This is a genomic window from Clostridium aciditolerans, assembly GCF_016316925.1.
In the GTDB taxonomy this organism is placed as follows: domain Bacteria; phylum Bacillota; class Clostridia; order Clostridiales; family Clostridiaceae; genus Clostridium_AM; species Clostridium_AM aciditolerans.
In genome coordinates, this window is sequence record NZ_JAEEGB010000006.1 from 221483 (window position 1) to 239284 (window position 17802).

16 protein-coding genes and 1 other annotated feature are annotated in these 17802 nt (G+C 30.8%); of the genes, 5 read left to right on the plus strand and 11 right to left on the minus strand.

Annotation, left to right across the window (positions count from 1 at the left end):
- Nucleotides 1-51: 51 nt before the first annotated feature.
- The 4 genes from I6U51_RS06710 to I6U51_RS06725 all read right to left on the minus strand — a co-directional run bounded on the left by I6U51_RS06710 (nt 52) and on the right by I6U51_RS06725 (nt 4862).
- Nucleotides 52-1383 (minus strand): ABC transporter substrate-binding protein, encoded by a 1332-nt coding sequence (locus I6U51_RS06710; RefSeq protein WP_211141903.1) that lies wholly within the window; start codon nt 1381-1383, stop codon nt 52-54.
- A gap of 97 nt (nt 1384-1480) precedes the next feature.
- Nucleotides 1481-2581, minus strand: coding sequence for an ABC transporter ATP-binding protein (locus I6U51_RS06715; protein WP_211141904.1), 1101 nt, complete (start codon nt 2579-2581; stop codon nt 1481-1483).
- 11 nt (nt 2582-2592) lie between these two features.
- Entirely contained in the window at nt 2593-3612 is a 1020-nt protein-coding gene (locus I6U51_RS06720) for a LacI family DNA-binding transcriptional regulator (RefSeq protein ID WP_211141905.1), read from the minus strand.
- Nucleotides 3613-3989: 377 nt separating this feature from the next.
- Nucleotides 3990-4862 (minus strand): DUF1002 domain-containing protein, encoded by an 873-nt coding sequence (locus I6U51_RS06725; protein WP_211141906.1) that lies wholly within the window; start codon nt 4860-4862, stop codon nt 3990-3992.
- A 362-nt stretch (nt 4863-5224) separates the two neighbouring features.
- Here I6U51_RS06725 and I6U51_RS06730 point away from each other — a divergent pair, with 362 nt between their 5' ends.
- The 4 genes from I6U51_RS06730 to I6U51_RS06745 all read left to right on the plus strand — a co-directional run bounded on the left by I6U51_RS06730 (nt 5225) and on the right by I6U51_RS06745 (nt 8486).
- Nucleotides 5225-6226: an ABC transporter substrate-binding protein gene (locus tag I6U51_RS06730; protein ID WP_211141907.1), complete on the plus strand. Its 1002-nt coding sequence runs from the start codon at nt 5225-5227 to the stop codon at nt 6224-6226.
- Nucleotides 6198-6950: an ABC transporter permease gene (locus I6U51_RS06735; RefSeq protein WP_211141908.1), complete on the plus strand. Its 753-nt coding sequence runs from the start codon at nt 6198-6200 to the stop codon at nt 6948-6950. The genes I6U51_RS06730 and I6U51_RS06735 overlap by 29 nt, the downstream gene beginning before the upstream one ends.
- A gap of 12 nt (nt 6951-6962) precedes the next feature.
- A complete protein-coding gene (locus I6U51_RS06740; protein WP_211141909.1) occupies nt 6963-7580 on the plus strand; it encodes an ABC transporter ATP-binding protein in 618 nt (205 codons plus the stop codon).
- A gap of 78 nt (nt 7581-7658) precedes the next feature.
- Nucleotides 7659-8486 (plus strand): MBL fold metallo-hydrolase, encoded by an 828-nt coding sequence (locus I6U51_RS06745; RefSeq protein WP_211141910.1) that lies wholly within the window; start codon nt 7659-7661, stop codon nt 8484-8486.
- A 162-nt stretch (nt 8487-8648) separates the two neighbouring features.
- On the opposite strand, the gene I6U51_RS06750 is transcribed toward I6U51_RS06745, so the two are convergent.
- The 7 genes from I6U51_RS06750 to I6U51_RS06775 all read right to left on the minus strand — a co-directional run bounded on the left by I6U51_RS06750 (nt 8649) and on the right by I6U51_RS06775 (nt 16834).
- Nucleotides 8649-10169, minus strand: a complete 1521-nt coding sequence (locus I6U51_RS06750; RefSeq protein ID WP_211141911.1) for a CoA-acylating methylmalonate-semialdehyde dehydrogenase — start codon at nt 10167-10169, stop codon at nt 8649-8651.
- Nucleotides 10170-10216: 47 nt separating this feature from the next.
- Entirely contained in the window at nt 10217-11428 is a 1212-nt protein-coding gene (locus tag I6U51_RS06755; RefSeq protein ID WP_211141912.1) for a PucR family transcriptional regulator, read from the minus strand.
- Nucleotides 11429-11554: 126 nt separating this feature from the next.
- The gene (locus I6U51_RS06760; RefSeq protein WP_211141913.1) at nt 11555-12898 is read right to left on the minus strand and encodes an aminotransferase class III-fold pyridoxal phosphate-dependent enzyme; all 1344 of its coding nucleotides are present in this window, start codon (nt 12896-12898) and stop codon (nt 11555-11557) included.
- A 320-nt stretch (nt 12899-13218) separates the two neighbouring features.
- Complete coding sequence (locus I6U51_RS25045) at nt 13219-13350, minus strand: hypothetical protein (RefSeq protein ID WP_281395934.1); 132 nt, start codon at nt 13348-13350, stop codon at nt 13219-13221.
- Nucleotides 13351-13507: 157 nt separating this feature from the next.
- Nucleotides 13508-13742 (minus strand) — a binding site (T-box leader).
- Between the two features lie 55 nt (nt 13743-13797).
- Entirely contained in the window at nt 13798-15159 is a 1362-nt protein-coding gene (locus I6U51_RS06765; protein WP_211141914.1) for a sensor histidine kinase, read from the minus strand.
- Between the two features lie 2 nt (nt 15160-15161).
- Nucleotides 15162-15869 (minus strand): LytR/AlgR family response regulator transcription factor, encoded by a 708-nt coding sequence (locus tag I6U51_RS06770; RefSeq protein WP_211141915.1) that lies wholly within the window; start codon nt 15867-15869, stop codon nt 15162-15164.
- A gap of 71 nt (nt 15870-15940) precedes the next feature.
- Nucleotides 15941-16834: a hypothetical protein gene (locus tag I6U51_RS06775; protein WP_211141916.1), complete on the minus strand. Its 894-nt coding sequence runs from the start codon at nt 16832-16834 to the stop codon at nt 15941-15943.
- Nucleotides 16835-17038: 204 nt separating this feature from the next.
- Here I6U51_RS06775 and I6U51_RS06780 point away from each other — a divergent pair, with 204 nt between their 5' ends.
- Nucleotides 17039-17773 carry a toast rack family protein gene (locus I6U51_RS06780; RefSeq protein WP_211141917.1) on the plus strand — a complete coding sequence of 245 codons (735 nt, stop codon included), beginning with the start codon at nt 17039-17041 and terminating at the stop codon, nt 17771-17773.
- Nucleotides 17774-17802: the final 29 nt, after the last annotated feature.

The window sequence follows — 17802 nt, forward strand, 5'->3', positions numbered from 1 at the left end:
TTGTTCTTATATAATTTGAGGAGAGAAAAAATCTCTCCCCATAGTTAATTATTATTTTCTCATTTCTGCCCACTTAGCCTGAGAATTCTTTACAAGATCTTCCCACTTTTCTTCTCCAGATAAATACTTTTGAATTTCTAGTCCAAGAACTTTCTGACCCCATCCAGTTGGATATCCCATGAATACCCATGGTGATGTCTTTCCAGCTTGAACATATCTGTTAACTGCAGCACCAAGAGCATCCTTTGGCTGTAATTTTTCATATCCTTTAAGTGCTGGTATAAAGAAGAATTTATTAACAACAAAATCTTTACCTTTATCAGAAGTATATAGCCAGTTTAAGAAATCCTTAGCAGCTTTTTGTTGTGACTCTGAACCCTTATTGTTAACTGCCCAATACATTGGAACTCCTACTGGGATTGTATCTTCTTTTCCACCTTTAATTGGCATTGGCAATATATCTAAATTGTTTGCAACTTTTTCATCTGTTTTTTTCACATCATTAAAAATCCAGTTTCCTTGTTGAATGATAGCAACACGTTCAATTGCAATACCTTGGCCAACTTGAGTTGCATAATCAACTGCATTTAATTTTCCTTTTGAATCTTTACTTGGTGAATAATTAGCTTGTAAGTCTATTAATGCTTTTAATCCATCGCCATATTTAAAGTCAACTTTTTTAGCATTAAAGGCTTCTAAACCACTCTTAAATTCTTGTCCTAGTGCTGCATTTGATGCATGTAATCCAGTTACCCAATCTTCTTTAGCTGGAAGTTCAAATACTGCTTCTAATTTTGGATATTTGCTCTTTAATTCTCCTGATTTTATCTTAGCATCAAGAGTTTTTACTGCAGTTTCTAAGCTTGCATAATCTTTAATATTTTTAGCATCTATACCTGCAGCTTCGAAAATACCTTTATTGTATACAAATCCATAGCCTTCAACTGCAAATGGCATTCCATAAACTTTGTTATCCACAGTTACTCCTGGTAATACTCCATCAACAGCTTGTTTTACCCATGGCTCTCCTGATAAATCTACAAGTCTTGATTGCCAATCTTTAACGTCTTGAGGTCCACCTATGTTAAATATATCTGGTTCTTTGCCAGACTGAATTTTGGCTCTAAGCGCAGCACCGTAGTCTGCTCCACCACCAACGGTTTCAATATTGATTTTAACATTTGGGTGATCTGCAGAATATGCTTTCGCAGCTTCTTCCAATTCTTTAGCCATCTCAACTTTAAATTGGAATATGTTTAATGTTACAGCATCTTTTCCAGCAGATGCACTTTCAGATTTTGATGAGCATCCAGCTAACCCTAGTGATGATACAAGCATCAGTGATGTAATAGCTAATGCCACAACCTTTTTGACATTTTTCATATAATTTTACCCCCTAATTTTTAACTTTTATTAAACTGCCTTATAAATTTGGCAGTATGGTTACCTTTTTAATAGTGATTTAAAATTAAGCTCTTAGTTATAAAGATATATTTTCTTCGCTTTCAAAATCGAATATGTGACAATTCTCCATATAAAGCATAAACTTTTTGTTTTCTCCAAATTCTAAGTCTTTTGAATCATATATATCTACTTTTGCAACAAATTGACTTCCAGCAAAATTAAAGTATACAAAAGATTCGTTTCCCATATGCTCCACAACATCAATTACTCCATTCACTGCAGCAGAAGTGTTACATTCTCTTAATCCAATATGTTCTGGTCTAATACCGAACCAAATCTTTTTCCCTAAATATTTCTTTACTTTATCACCTTTGTTTTGTGGTAATGCTAATTCTATATCTCCTATTTTTACAGCTACATATGTATTTTTACCAACTAATTCTCCCTCTAAAAAGTTCATTGCAGGAGAACCAATAAACCCAGCTACAAACTTATTTGCAGGATAACTATATAAATTAAGAGGAGTGTCTACCTGCATAATCTTACCAAGATTCATTACACATATTCTATCACCCATTGTCATTGCCTCTACCTGGTCGTGGGTAACATATATCATAGTTGATTTTAACCTTTTATGAAGCTTAGAAATTTCAACTCTCATATGAACCCTTAGCTTTGCATCAAGATTTGATAGTGGCTCATCAAAGAGAAACACATCTGGATCACGAACTATAGCCCGTCCAACCGCTACCCTTTGTCTTTGTCCTCCTGATAATTCTTTAGGTTTTCTATTTAAAACAGTCTCCAAATCTAATATTTTTGCCGCTTCTTTAACCTTTTCATCAATAACATTCTTTGCTGTTTTCTTTATTTTCAATGAAAAAGCCATATTTTCATAAACTGTCATATGTGGGTACAATGCATAATTTTGAAAAACCATTGCAATCCCTCTATCTTTAGGTGGAATATTATTTACTAGCTTGTCTCCTATGTAAACTTCTCCTCCTGAAATTTCTTCAAGACCTGCTATCATTCTTAAAGTAGTAGACTTAGCACAGCCTGATGGCCCTACAAAAACCATAAATTCTCCATCATTTATTTCTAGATCAACTCCATGAACAGCTTTGAATCCATTTTCATAAACTTTTTCAACTTTCTTTAAAAATACTTTAGCCATGACCTTCCTCCCTAATCGATTTTTTTACAAGATTCTCTTTCTAATAATTCTGTTTCTAGCACTATATGCTGATGTTTTTTCTTATTTTTAATTAAGTGAAATAAAATATCTACACTTTTTTCTCCCATCTCTTCTACAGGCTGCCTAACAGTAGTAAGTGATGGATGGAAGAACTGAGCATAATCTATTCCATCAAAACCCATTACAGAAATATCTTCTGGAATTTTAAGTCCTTTGCTTAGTATTGCCTTTGAAGCCCCTATAGCCATAACGTCAGTAGTTACGAATAAGGCTGTAATACCCAAGTTTTTATCCAGCAATCTGTTCATTGCCTCAAATCCAGATTCAAAAGTATAGTGTCCTATTTCCATGAGGCTTGAATTATATTCAATATTATTTTTTAAAAGTGCCTTCTTATAGCCCTCAAATCTTAATTTGCCAATACTTCTATCCTGTTCTCCAGTAGTTATAATCCCAATTTTTTTGTGACCTAATTTGCATATATAATCTACTGCATTATATGCTGCCTTTTCATTTTCTATTATTACACTTGAAAAAAAGCTTTTATCTAAATTTTCAATAATACTTGTTGATGTGAGAACTAATGGAGTATCCAAATTTTCTATCTGCTCTTTATCTAAATTATCAAAGTCACCTCCAAGACATATTAATCCTTTTAGTTTTTTCTCTTTAATAAGTTCAACAGCTGCATCAAAATCATTAGGATTAGTTTCATTGTAGTGAAGAAACATAGAATATCCTTTATCATCTATTTTTTCTTCTATGGATTTTATCATCCCGGAGAAGAAAGGATTATGAATACCTTTAATTAAAACACCAATATTATTTGAAGTATTTCTTTTTAGATTTCTTGCACTATTGTTAGGTATATAGTTAAACTCCTCTATAACGCTTAATACTTTTTGCCTTGTTTCTGGCTTAACGTCTGGATGATTATTTAGAACCCTTGATACAGTACTTACTCCAACACCTGCAATTCGTGATATATCTTTTATAGTAAAATCGCTCATTAATAACTCTCCTCTAAAAATATTTTTACAACGTTTACTTAAATTTTATGAAATAAAACCTGTAAAAGCTATCTTTAATAGTATTTTCAATTGCTTGTACTTTTTTCGGCAACGTTTTCGGTAACGTTTCTGGTAACGTTACCAACTTTAAATTTATTATATCATATTTAAAAATTTTTTAAATACCTTTTTCATTATTTTTTAAAAATTTATAAAGTTTTTTAAAAAGCATTAATTCTTAGTTTTAAAATTATTAATATTAGATTTATCTTTTTCAATTCCACACTCTCATAATTTGAAATGCAAAGGAGTGCACATTATTTGCGCACTCCTCTGTTCTAAACGTTGCTTATATACTTTAATATTTTTACTATAATCTAGGAAAAAAGCTTTGAGAAAAAGTTCTTAATTCCATCAAATAAATTACTAAAGAAACCCTTAGCTTGATCACTATTTAAGTTTTGTTTTAATTGATTTGTTACATCATTTAGCTGATTTTTCATCTGTTTAAAATCTAAATTTAACCCATTTATCTTACCCATTAAGGAAGTTATATTCTTAATATCATCACTGCTTAAATTAATGTTATAATTGTTAGTTACATTTAATACTATTTTTTCTATTTCTTTTTCATTTTTAGGCTTTTCTTTGATAACTTCCTTTTTTACTTCATTTATTAAACTAGCCGCTTTGTCTTGTCCAATTTTCTCACCTAAATTACCAGTAGTAACTATCTCTTCATTAGCAACTTTCTTTTTGTTTTCATCAATCTTTTTACCACCAGTACTGTTTTCAAATCCTTTCAATATTCCTGTAAGTGCTGCAGTACCAGACACATTAAAAGGAGCTGCCGCTTTAACATTGGCGTTCTCTATACCTGCAGTAATAAGAGCATTTTTTATCATATTTTCATTAACCCAATATATATTATTTGTAGATACCTTCAATCCGCCTTTTGTAGTAGGTTCTACATAAGAACAGGATATGGACTTTGTTCCTATCTGTTTTTCAGAAGCTACACCACCAAGGTACTTAACTTCCTCATCTCTATTAACTTCTAATATATTAGCTTCTTCCTTAGTAACACCAAAATACTTTAACATGTCTTCCTTTTGTTGTTTTGTTAAATCTGCTCCTAAGGTTACAACCTTATAAGCATCAGCATGAGCCTTTCCCACAGGCACAGCTGTGATTATAGATGCAACAAAAAACACAAATAACAATTTACTTATAAATGTCTTACACCTCATCTTCTAAATCTCCTTTGTTTTTTTATGAATAAACCAAGGATAAAATTCCCTAGTTTATTTAACCAACATAATATATTATATACATAATTCAACTCAAATCATATCCTAAAATTTTAGAATTAAATATCTTTAACTTCATTTTCCTACATTATGGACCTTAAAATCATTTAATAACTTAGCATTATTATATAAGCTTTGTACTTATATAATAAGCTGGAAGCATTATAGCTGGTAATTATGGGATAAAAAATTTACAATATATAGATACAAATGGTAATTTGTTATATAATTATATTTGGAGCAAAACATAAAGTCTATAAGGCTTTTCTAAACATTAAAGCCTATAGGACAGGAGGGGTATTATGAAAAAAAGAATAGGAACATTGCTTATGGCATTCATGCTTGTGGCTTCAACATTGTTTGCAATAGGCTGCTCAAAAGACTCCAGCACTACTGGACAAGCTTCTAAGGAAACTAAAAAAGAAAAAGTTAAAATAGCTGCACTAAAAGGACCTACAGGTATGGGTATAGTTAAACTTATGGAGGAAAACAAGGATGCTTATGATATTACATTGTTTGATTCGCCAGACCAATTAATATCTAAAATTGTAAACGGTGAATTAGACGGTGCTGCAGTGCCATCTAACCTTGCCCCGGTTTTATATAATAAAACAAAAGGTGGTATTCAATTAGCAGGTATAAACACCTTAGGAATTCTATACATTGTTGAAAATGGTAACACAATAAAAGATATAAAAGATTTAAAAGGAAAAACAATTTATTCTAGTGGAAAAGGTTCAACTCCAGAGTTTGTACTTAATTACATATTGAAGAAAAACGGTCTAGAACCAGATAAAGATGTTAAAATTGAATACAAAATGCAGCATAGTGATCTAGCTACAGCAGTAGCTTCAAAGGAAGTCAAGATAGCTGTTTTACCGGAACCTTTTGTAACTACAACAAAAATGAAGGACAAAGACTTGCAGGTAGCTGTAGACTTAACTAAAGAATGGGAAAAAGTATCAGAAAACAATTGTAAGTTAGTGATGGGAACCTTAGTATTTAGAAAAGACTTCTTAGAAAAAAGAGAAAAAGATGCAGAAGAATTCTTAGTTAAATATAAAGAATCTGTAGATTTTGTAAATAAAAATAAAGAAGATGCAGCAAAGCTTATAGAAAAGAATGGTATACTTCCTAATGCTAAGATCGCAGAAATGGCTATTCCGAAGTGTAATATAGTATTTATAAGCGCAAAGGATGGCAAAGATTCCTTGGATAAATTCTACAAAGTTTTAGAACAAAATGATCCAAAATCCATTGGAGGAAAACTACCAGATGAAAATTTCTATTACAAAGGAAACTAGAAAAATAGGAATATTAATGTTTTGGGTGTTAATTTGGGAGCTTTGCTCCCTTTTTATTAATAACCCAATACTACTTCCCTCCCCCATTGAAGTTTTAAAGGTCTTAATAGTGCTTATTGGTAGGGGTTATTTTTGGAAAAGTGTTTTCAGCAGTGTATTTAGAGTTATATTAGGGCTTTTTCTATCAATAGGCGTAGGAGTGTTAACAGGGGTTATTGCAGGAGTTAATAGATTTATAGAAGAATTACTAGAACCACTAATTGTATGTATAAAATCTACTCCCGTTATGTCTATAATAATTTTAGCTTTAGTTTGGTTTAAGTCTTCCTATGTAGCTATATTTACTACTATACTAATGTGTTTTCCAATAATATATACTAATGTGCTTCATGGAATAAAATCTGTAGATGCGCAATTGGTTCAAATGGCCAATGTATATAAAGTAAAGAATAAATACATAATAAAGGACATTTATTTGCCTTCAATAAGCCATTATATTATTTCTGGGATATTGATGTGTTTAGGTCTTGGGTGGAAGGTTTCTGTAACTTCTGAAGTTTTAAGTACTCCAAAATATTCTATAGGTTTGAATCTACTAAATGCTAAATCAACTTTAGAAACAGCGGAACTCTTTGCATGGACTATTGTGGTCGTCTTATTAAGTTTTATCTTTGAACATATATTTAAACTCTATATTAAAAGGAAAAATAACTTCAATCAATAGAGGATGGTATTTATGGAACTATTAAATAACTACGAAGTGCAAATAAAAGACTTATGTAAATCCTATGAGAATCATAAAGTTCTACACAACTTTAGTATGAATTTCACAAAAAATAAAATTACTGTTATTACAGGTCCTTCCGGTTGCGGAAAAACAACACTTCTAAACATTATAGGTAGTATTGAAAAGGAATATAGTGGACAAGTAATTTCACCTAATAATAGCATATCCTACATATTTCAAGAGGACAGGCTTCTTCCTAATCTTACAGTTTATGAAAACATTGCCTTTGTATTGAAGTCTACAATGAGCAAAGAAGATATGAATGCTATAATAAATAAATATTTAAACATGGTTAAGTTATCTGAATATAAACATAAACTTCCAAGCAAATTAAGCGGAGGTATGAAAAGAAGAGTTGCTATAGCTAGAGCTTTTGCTTATAAAAGTAGATTACTGCTAATGGATGAACCTTTTAAGGGGCTTGATGATAAGTTAAAAATGGAAATAATAGATGAATTCTTAAAGCTTCATAAAGAGGATAGACGAACTGTTATACTTGTAACCCATGATATGAAAGAAGCAGAGCTTTTAGGAGATATTATTTGCTCTATGCCTTCTGTTGAATAGAATAGTGTATATCTGCACATGCTAAAAACCGATACCCTCTATAATGCCCATACACACTAATAATGGGAGGTGTTAGTTTTGATAACAGAATTGCTCGAAAAAGTATCTGACATAACTATGTCAACAGCTGAAGTTACTAAAGATATATTAGTGTTAAATTTTACTGTTGTTAATGTCGCCATTGTAAGCAATTTAAATAATAACTTTAATGAATGGGTACTTATTGACACCGGTTTGGAAAACTCATGGAAAGATATAATTAAAACTACAGAAGAACGTTTTGGTAAAGATGCTAAACCAAAAGCAATAATTCTTACCCACGGACATTTTGATCATGTAGGCTCTGTAATTGAGTTATCTAAGAGATGGAATGTTCCTGTATATGCACATGATTTAGAACTTCCTTATCTTACAGGACAACGTGATTATCCATCAGGTGACCCTACTGTTGATGGAGGGTTAGTAGCTGAAATGTCGCCAGCATTTCCACACCACAGCATAAACTTGGGAAATCATGTAAAAACTCTGCCTTCAGATGGAAGTATTCCTGACATGCCTGGCTGGCGCTGGATTCACACTCCTGGTCATACACCAGGGCATATTTCTTTATTTAGAGATAAGGATCGTATACTTATCGTTGGTGATGCCTTTACTACTGTAAAGCAGGAATCGCTTGCATCGGTATTAACACAAGAGACAAATGTAAGTGGTCCACCAGCATATTTAACTACAGATTGGGAATCCGCAGAAAAATCTGTAAAAGAACTCACTGCGTTAAAACCCTCTTTGATTATACCAAGTCATGGTCAATCTATGAGTGGAAGTGATATATCCTATTACTTAGAGAATCTATCAAAACATTTTGAAAGTATTGCTGTTCCAAAACATGGACGCTTTATTGAATAAATAGCAATTTTGATATATAGGTTGAAAATAACAAATTTAAGTTTAATTTTAGGATATATTGATATTGACTTAGCACCTAAAATACTTTTAAGTATACTTTTAACAATATCGATATATCCCTCAATATAACTTAATTTTTACTCAAGAAAAACCTTAGTAGGACTATTTCCCTCCTAGTGACCCATCCCAGGAATCTACTTTAGTATTCTTCATTTCATCTTCATCAAACCATCTAGTAGTTACTGCCTTAGTTTCTGTATAAAATCTTATTCCATCTTTACCTAAACAATGCAAATCGCCAATAAAGGAATTTTTATGACCTGTAAATGGAAACATTGTTACTGGAACTGGAATTCCTACATTTATTCCTACCATACCACCATGGGTTCTTCTAGCAAATTCGCGACTATAGTATCCACTTTGCGTAAACACTACTGACCCATTTGCAAATGGATTGTTATTCATAACTTTTAGTCCTTCTTCAAAATTCTTAACTCTCTTTATACATAATACTGGTCCAAATATCTCACTATCCCCTACTGTCATCTCTGGAGTTACATGATCAAGTATTGTAGGCCCAAGATAAAAACCCTTTTCATATCCTTCTACGGTAGTATTACGACCATCTAATACAAGTTTTGCTCCTTGCTCTAATCCTTTTTCTATCCATTTTAACACAAAGTTTCTGTGTTCTTCTGTTACTACAGGACCAAGTTGAGATTTTTCATCATATGAAGGACCTACTTTAAGTTCCTTTGCATATTGTACAATAAGTTCTACTAGCTTATCCGCTATACTTTCATGAGCTACTACCACTGGAAGAGCCATGCATCTTTCTCCTGCACATCCAAAAGAAGAGTTTATAATGCCGCGAGCTGTTCTTTCTAATGCTGCATCCTCTAATACAAGTCCATGATTTTTTGCTTCACATAACGCTTGCACTCTCTTGCCGTTAGCTGCTGCTGTTGCATATATATGCAAGCCAACAGAAGTTGATCCAACAAAGGTTATGCCCTTTATATCAGGATGTTTTAAGAATATCTCAGCTTCTTTTCTACTGCAGGTAACTATATTTAAAACACCATCTGGAAGACCAGCTTCTTTCCAAAGTTCTGCACATCTTAAAGCAGTCATAGGTGTCATTGAGGATGCTTTTATAACAATAGTATTTCCTGCTGCTATACAAAGAGGAGCCATCCATCCCATTGGCACCATACCTGGAAAATTAAATGGAGCTATACCTGCAAAAACGCCTAAAGGTTCACGATATAGAACAGTATCGTATCCTGTAGAGGTATCCATAAGTGATTCCCCCATCATTAATGTAGGAGCACCACATGCAAATTCTACACACTCCTTAATTTTCATTATGTCTCCTTTTGATTCTTCCAACACTTTTCCGTGCTCTGTTGCTACCATCCTAGTGAGCTCTTCAGCATGCTCATCTATAAGCTCTCTAAATTTGTATAATACTTGTACTCTTTTCATTACAGGTTGTTGAGACCAAGAAGGAAATGCATCGTTTGCTGCCTTTATTGCAAAGTTAACATCCTCTTCTGTACAGCAAGGTGCCTGCGCTAATACTTCTCCTGTACTTGGATTAAATACATTCATATATTTATCTGTTTTTGATTTATGAAATTTTCCATTAACAAAAAACCCTAATTTTTTTACTTCGCTCATAGTAACCCCCCTAAATTTGCTTACACAATAATATAATTACTTTAATATTAAAAGTCATTCATCTGTTTTATTAGATATCCAAGATAAAATTCTACTCTTACCTTTATATCCGTTAGGTCCTGTTTCAATATTTCTTGTATTTTATTGATTTTATATATCAATGTATTTCTATGCATGTAAAGCCTTTGTGCTGTTTGTACGTAATGTCCATTTTCTTGAAGGAATATATAAAATATCTTGGTGAAATCTGTACCATTTTGTGCATCATATTGTTCTAATCTTCCAATTGTAGCGTCGTAATACTCCTTTAAACTGCTTATATTTTCTATTTCAGTAAGCAGCTTATATGCTCCTATATTTGAATAGTACATGGTTTCACCCATATGTTCTTCTGACTTTATTGCTTTTAAAGCTTTCTCTGCTTCTATATAACTCTTTTTTATTCCCGAAAACTCTGTATAAGCATTACCAATCCCTATACTTATACCGACATCAGGAAAACCATTTTTAATGCTTTCTCTAATAATCTGAGAAATATCCTTTAAATTAGTAAACTTATCTTTTTCATTAATTATAAGCAAGACAATAGAGTCATTTTGTAAAAAACTTATAGCTCTATATCTAGGATCCCAAACTGCATTGTTTACCGTTCTTAGCAAGCAGTTCTTGACATGAACTATGTTTTGCTCATCTTCAATATTTTTAAAGGATAGATATTTTTCAAGTTTATTCGTTTTTACAATAATTATTCTAAATGAATTTAGATAGCTGTAACCATAGGCTGAAATCTTTTCTATAAAATCTTCATAAATAATCTTGTTATTAAATATAATATTCTTTAATAAATCCTGACAGGCAATCTCCTCCAACTGTCTTTTTATTATATCTCCACATATAATTCTAGTTATTTCAGCTAAACTAATTTCCCAAGGAATTTCAAATACTGGAAAATCATTTTTATCTGCAAGTTTCTTTACTTCATTAGGAATCTCTGCAAGATATCTACCAGTATTTACAATAAGCCCTGATGCCTTTTTTTCAATTAGTCCTTCTATCATTTCAATTAAACCTAATGTATTGTTTAAAATTCCTATGCCTGTAAGCATTATTAAATCATCATTTTTTACGTATTTTATAAGATCTGGAGTTTCTAAAGCATGAACCCAAGTTACTATTTTAGAAACTCCCTTATTTCCACCTACTAGCTTTAAATCCTTTAATTCAGGCAAGTTTATTAACTGATCAATTCTAACCCCCATAATTCAACCTCTCTATATATACAATATTTTAAAATATAATCAATACACTATTATATTTGATTATATCTCAAATTATTTGTAATTAAAATTCAGTTTTGTTTAATTATGGGTGTGCAGCGCAAATTATTATTCTACATAGCCATCAGCAATGTCTAAAGCTTTATCTATTGCGATAAACGCCTTTTTCATTTCTTCTTCGTTGATTATACAAGGTGGTACAATGAAGATATAGTTCCATCTAATATACATATAAATACCATCATCCATCAATGATTTTTTCACCTTATCCATTACTTCTCCACTTCCATTCCATGGAACAATAGGTTCTTTAGTATTTCGATTCTTAACAAGTTCTATACAACCAAATAGACCTATATTTCTCACATTACCTATGCATTTATGCTTCTTTATCTGTTCTTCTAAAAGCTCTGTCATTAAAGTGCCTTGTAATTTTGCATTTTCAATTATTTTTTCTTCTTTATAGGCCTTTATGGTTGCAACAGCTGCCGCACAGGCTACAGGATGACCACTATATGTGAGACCACAGAAAAGATTTTTATCATAAATAGCTTTTGTAACTTCATCAGATAAACCTACAGCCCCTAATGGTATATAACCAGAATTTATACCTTTTGCCATAGTCATTATATCAGGAAGCACTTCAAAGTTATCAATACCAAACCATTCTCCAGTTCTGCCAAAGCCACTCATAACTTCGTCAACAATAAGAAGTATCTTATATTTATCACATAATGCTCTAAGTTCAGTAAAGTATTCTTTTGGAGGAATAAAAATTCCATTAGATCCAGTTACAGCTTCTATAATTATTGCTGCTACAGTATCAGGATTTTCATACATAATTGTTTCTTCAATATGCTTTACACATTCCATGTTGCATTTACCATGTTCTTTGCCAAAAGTACATCTATAACAGTATGGATCAAATACTCTAACAACACCAGGCATCGCAGGTTCAACTGGCGGCCTTCTAGGATCTCCTGTCATTGCTATTGCTCCATAAGTAGAGCCATGATATGAACGATAGCGTGAAATAATCTTCCATTTTCCCGTTGCCATTCTTGCTATCTTAATCGCATTCTCATTTGCATCAGATCCTCCGTTAGTAAAAAAGAAGTGATTTATGCCTTTAGGTGTAACCTCACTTAATAACTTAGCAAGTGAACTACGAGATTCTGTAGCAAAACTTGGAACAACGTAGCAAAGCTTTTCTGCCTGTTCCTTTATGGCTTGAACAACCTTTGGATGTTGATGACCAATATTTTGATTTACTAGCTGAGCGGCCATGTCCAAATATTCTTTTCCTTTGTCATCCTTAAAATAGCATCCTTTTGCTTCATTAACTACTAAAGGGTTGAGCTTAGATTGTACCGACCAAGAATGAATTACATGATTTCTATCATTTTCATATACATCATTCGTATTCACCTTATCACAAATATTAGTATTCATTATTCCTATACACCTCGCTTTTCTAGATTATAAACCACTTATTTATTTGAATTCCCTTGCTTTATGATATTATGATAGCATCTATAAAAAGCTATGTATATGTACCAAGTGTACAAGTATTTTCGTATTTTTTACGAATAATTTAATATTATTTAATTAATTATATCGATTCATATTAAAAGTGTTAAAATTATCACAATCATCAGTCACATATTGTCAATATTTCGTATGTTTATCTATAGTAAAATAGAAGTAGTGTGCCTTTACTTTTACAAAGACCGCACACTACTTTTGTAAAATAGCACCTATTTTCTTGTATTTTAATTTAATATTTTACCTAAATCCGTTAAATTTTCTCCAAATTCATTATCTCTATTTATCTTTAGAAATATGGGAAAGGCTTTATTAGAATTCTTATATCTATTAAAGCTTTTTTCAGATATATTTAGCATTTATAACCCTCCTGTTTTTGTTTAATATTTGTTATCAGCACTTTACTTAAATACAAAAAAGGCCACTCCATCCACATAATGAGACGAAATGACCGCGGTGCCACCCAAATTAGTTTATACTTATAGTGTATTTTTAGAAATAAAAAACACCTCATCCACAAAGGACGAAATGCCAAATTTCGTTATACCACCTAAGTATAAAACTATCTCTTACAGGTACAGATTTACTCGATACCCTGTCTTTTTAACGGTAGACTACCGGCTGCTGCTACTATCATTTCGCATCACACCTCCAAGACCCATTCAATACAGGCTGCAGTGTTTGGCTCACACCATTCCAAACTCGCTTAAACTAAACTCCTCTATCTACTATTTCTTGTCATCGGTTTTAAATTGATAACTTATTTGGAATTCTATACAATTTTTTATATCTTGTCAACATTAACTTTATTCAATCTTAAGCATAAGGTTAATAATAAACTTGTTTTTTTCTTCTACTATATCAACTATTCCATTGTATTTTCTCACCACAGCCTCTATATTAGAAATTCCCATGCCATGATTAAGCTTATCAGATTTTGTACTTATAATTTTATTTTTAACATAAGAAAGCTTGTTTGTAGTAGTATTTGAGACTTCAATTATCATGTACATATCTTTGATATAAGATTTTATCCATATTGTCTTAAAGATATTGCTATCTGTAATTCTCATGCAAGCCTCTATTGCATTATCTAAGGTATTACTTAAAATAGTACATAAGTCCATAGGTTCCAACAAGGTTTCTTTAGGTATCATAAAATCACATACAAAATCTATTTCCTGTTTTTTTGCTATATTATATTTTTCGTTTATAACTGCATCAGATATAGGATTGCCTGTTTTTATTTTAAGGTCAAGTTTATTTATGGTTTGACTAATGTTATCTAAATAATTCTTTATCTCTTTAATATTGTTAACACATGCCAAAGTTCTTAAACAAGCAAGATGGTTATTCATATCATGCATTATTCCTCTTATTCCATTATAAAGTGTTTCAATGCTTTTACTATGTTTAAGCTGCTGTTCCATAAGCATATTTTTTTGTTTTTCCTGTTCTCCTTCAATCATTTTTTTAAATGTGTAAGCCGTAATTACTATTGATATTATTAAAGCGAAACTTAGAAGAGGCAAAACATAATAAATTTTAGGGAAAATAAATGGTAAATAGTATTGCCTACCATCAATTTTAATACTTTGAATAATATAAAATACAAGTGCTAAACTATAACTTGAAAGACAAGGAATAAGTAAATATAAGCCCTGATATAAATTCACTGTCCTTTCTTTTAGATCTAATAAGTTACAGATTTTTTTTAAGAATACAAATAATATTGTAAAACTTATAATATCTCTACTAATGTTATTTATAAAACTTATAATCATGTGTTCATTAAAAGACATATTTAATTTATGTGTAATGCGAAGAACTGAGAAATCAAAGGTTAAAAAAGTTATATTAATAAGTAATAATATTGCATTTTCCACAACAACAGCATAAAGCTTAATCAAAAAACTTCCTTTACATAAAATACATATAATTATTATCCAAATTGCACCATCCATAATTATTTTCAATATCTCAGATGCTGTTGTTAATATAAAAAGATTAGCAACTGTGAATAATACTATACTTAAAACAAACTTCCAAGCTTTACTTCTAAATCCTAAAAAGCTTTTATAAAAATAATATTTAACTGCATATAAAAAGGGTAATGTGAAATATGTTGATGAAAATTCAATAATTTCAGCTATTTGTTGTTTTTCCATACTTATTGTGCCTCATCTTTTAAATAATACATAAATGCCTTTGAGAAATTATTCAATCTGTATTTAGATATATATATCTTTTCTGAATTCTTTAAGGTTATAAAGGTATTATCAAAGCTCTGAACATAACTTAAATTTACAATATAACTTTTATGGCATCTAAAAAAGTGGCTCTCTCGAAGTTCCTGCTCGATATCGGACAACTTATGGTAATATTCAATAATATCATATATAGTATGAACCTTTAGCTTTCTTTGTTCTGATTCTAAATACATTATATCCTTGAGAAAAATTTTAGTTGAATGGCTAATTGTTTTAGCGACAATAAACTTGTCCTTTTTTTCCAATTGTAATAAAGCTCTATATAAAATATTCTTAAGCTTTTCCTCATCAATAGGTTTTAAAATATAGTGAAATGCGCTTACATCAAATGCATCAAAAACATAGTCTTTATATCCTGTTATAAATATAATAATTGACTTTTCATTTACAAGTCTTATTTTTTTTGCAACCTCTATTCCTGTTAGCTTATTCATCTGTATATCCAAAAAATATATATCAAAATCTAAAGCTGAGAACATTAATTGTTCACCATTTGTAAATGGCACTATTTTATAATGTTCATTTGTTAACTCTAAAGCTTTGTTAACAATATGTACTATTGTTTCTCGTTGTTTATTTTCGTCATCACAAACAGCTACTTTTATCATAGAATCACCCCAAAAGTAATTATAACATGTTTTAAGCCTGTGGATAAACCTTCCACAGACTATAATGAAACTTAAGCTGTTGCATTAATTTTTTTACCATTATTCTCAGCGCTATTAGCGGAATTATCATTATAATGTTTAAGCTTTTGTTCAGCTTTTTGTTGTTCTATTACTAATTTATCTTCACTTTCCAAATTACTCTTACTACTTAAATCCTTACTTTTTTTATTTTTAGCAGCAGCATTTTTTGAAGTATCAGCTTGTACATTATCATTATTTTGATTATTTACTTCCTTTAGTTTGTCATTGATTTTTTCATTAATATTTTCAATATTTTCATCCAACTGAGCAACACGTTTCTTTTTATTAATAGGATTAATCCCTCTTCCCTCGTCTATCTTTATTTCAAATTTTAGAACTCTTGCTTCACCTGATATTGAAGTTCTTTGTGATGATAAAGCTTTGGCCTGAGATAAGCTTCCCGAAAGACTTAGCATACTGTCCATTTTATCTTTAGGAATACCTATTTTTTCATCCTCAGTAGAAGTTTCATTTGATATTTTGTTAGTTTCTTTGCCTTTCTTATCCTTACCTTCATTGCCAAGAGCCTTACGCTGCTCCTCCAATTGAATTTTATTCATCTGCTTATCGATTTCTTCAATTTGTTTATCAATATCTTTAAGCTTTTCTTTTACAGATGATAGATTGTCGCCATCTTTCAGAGCTTTCTCCATAATGGCACTTTTACTATCCATTAAATTTTCTTTTTGTTTCATTAGGTTTTCTAGAATATTATTCTTCCTTAGACTTGCTTCTAAAGATTTATCCATATTCTTTTTATTTATTCCCAAATGTTTTTCAGTCTTTTCATTGTTATCAAGAACATTTTTAGTCGAGCTATCATTAGAACGATAGCTTAAATTTACTAGACCTATGTGTTGTTGTGATGAAAAAGATATACGCATATAAACGCCTCCTTTCGCTGTATTTTCAAATTTTGTTACACTTGTTATATCGTCAGATAATATATTAATTGCACTAAATTGCAGTAACTGGTCGTGAAAATGTAGTGAATGGATAAAATTCATATAATATTTTAAATACATTTACAATGCAGGAATTATTATGTATTATTTAAGTATAATTGTAAAATAGTGTAGGAGGCTATCATGAAAATTAGAAAAATAGGATTAATATTATTTTTATCAATAATGTTACTTTCAGTTGGATGCTCAAATACTTCTTCTAATACAAACAGCAATGCAAATGCTTCTGAAACAAAACATGAAACTAAAGAAATAGATCTTAATGAGGCAGAAAGAGTTAAAACAGAAATTAACATTGGTGCTGGAAAATTAAATATAAGTGGCGATTCAGATAAATTAATGAAAGCCGAATTTATCTACAATGTTCCTGAATGGAAACCAAATGTTAAATATGGTGTCGATGGTAAAGTAGGAACCCTTTTACTAGAGCAACCTTCAAACAATAAAAATAATGCTAGTAATGTAAAAAATGATTGGAATATATCTTTAAATAATAACATACCTATGAATTTAGATATAACATTAGGAAGCTGTACTGGCACACTTGATTTAAATAAACTTAATATAAAAGACTTATCTATAGAAATGGGGGCAGGAAACGTAAACTTAAATTTATGTGGTAACTATAAAAATTCAGTTACAGCCAATATCACTGGTGGGGTTTGTAATAGCACAATTTATTTACCTAAAAATATAGGTGTATGTGTAGAAGTAGACAAGGGAGTAGGTAAAATAAATGCAAATGGATTTTCTGTGAATGGAACCAAATATACAAATGAGGTATACGGTAAATCTCAGGTTAACATTAATTTAAAAGTAGAATCAGGAGTTGGAAATATTAATTTAGAACTTAAATAATATAAATTAAAGACCGCACTATTCATTGG

Bases quoted from the DNA above. Each gene is read 5' to 3' on its own strand.
- I6U51_RS06710 (WP_211141903.1), bottom strand. From the start codon at position 1,383: ATGAAAAATGTCAAAAAGGTTGTGGCATTAGCTATTACATCACTGATG.
- I6U51_RS06715 (WP_211141904.1), bottom strand. From the start codon at position 2,581: ATGGCTAAAGTATTTTTAAAGAAAGTTGAAAAAGTTTATGAAAATGGA.
- I6U51_RS06720 (WP_211141905.1), bottom strand. From the start codon at position 3,612: ATGAGCGATTTTACTATAAAAGATATATCACGAATTGCAGGTGTTGGA.
- I6U51_RS06725 (WP_211141906.1), bottom strand. From the start codon at position 4,862: ATGAGGTGTAAGACATTTATAAGTAAATTGTTATTTGTGTTTTTTGTT.
- I6U51_RS06730 (WP_211141907.1), top strand. From the start codon at position 5,225: ATGAAAAAAAGAATAGGAACATTGCTTATGGCATTCATGCTTGTGGCT.
- I6U51_RS06735 (WP_211141908.1), top strand. From the start codon at position 6,198: ATGAAAATTTCTATTACAAAGGAAACTAGAAAAATAGGAATATTAATG.
- I6U51_RS06740 (WP_211141909.1), top strand. From the start codon at position 6,963: ATGGAACTATTAAATAACTACGAAGTGCAAATAAAAGACTTATGTAAA.
- I6U51_RS06750 (WP_211141911.1), bottom strand. From the start codon at position 10,169: ATGAGCGAAGTAAAAAAATTAGGGTTTTTTGTTAATGGAAAATTTCAT.
- I6U51_RS06755 (WP_211141912.1), bottom strand. From the start codon at position 11,428: ATGGGGGTTAGAATTGATCAGTTAATAAACTTGCCTGAATTAAAGGAT.
- I6U51_RS06760 (WP_211141913.1), bottom strand. From the start codon at position 12,898: ATGAATACTAATATTTGTGATAAGGTGAATACGAATGATGTATATGAA.
- I6U51_RS25045 (WP_281395934.1), bottom strand. From the start codon at position 13,350: ATGCTAAATATATCTGAAAAAAGCTTTAATAGATATAAGAATTCTAAT.
- I6U51_RS06765 (WP_211141914.1), bottom strand. From the start codon at position 15,159: ATGGAAAAACAACAAATAGCTGAAATTATTGAATTTTCATCAACATAT.
- I6U51_RS06770 (WP_211141915.1), bottom strand. From the start codon at position 15,869: ATGATAAAAGTAGCTGTTTGTGATGACGAAAATAAACAACGAGAAACA.
- I6U51_RS06775 (WP_211141916.1), bottom strand. From the start codon at position 16,834: ATGCGTATATCTTTTTCATCACAACAACACATAGGTCTAGTAAATTTA.
- I6U51_RS06780 (WP_211141917.1), top strand. From the start codon at position 17,039: ATGAAAATTAGAAAAATAGGATTAATATTATTTTTATCAATAATGTTA.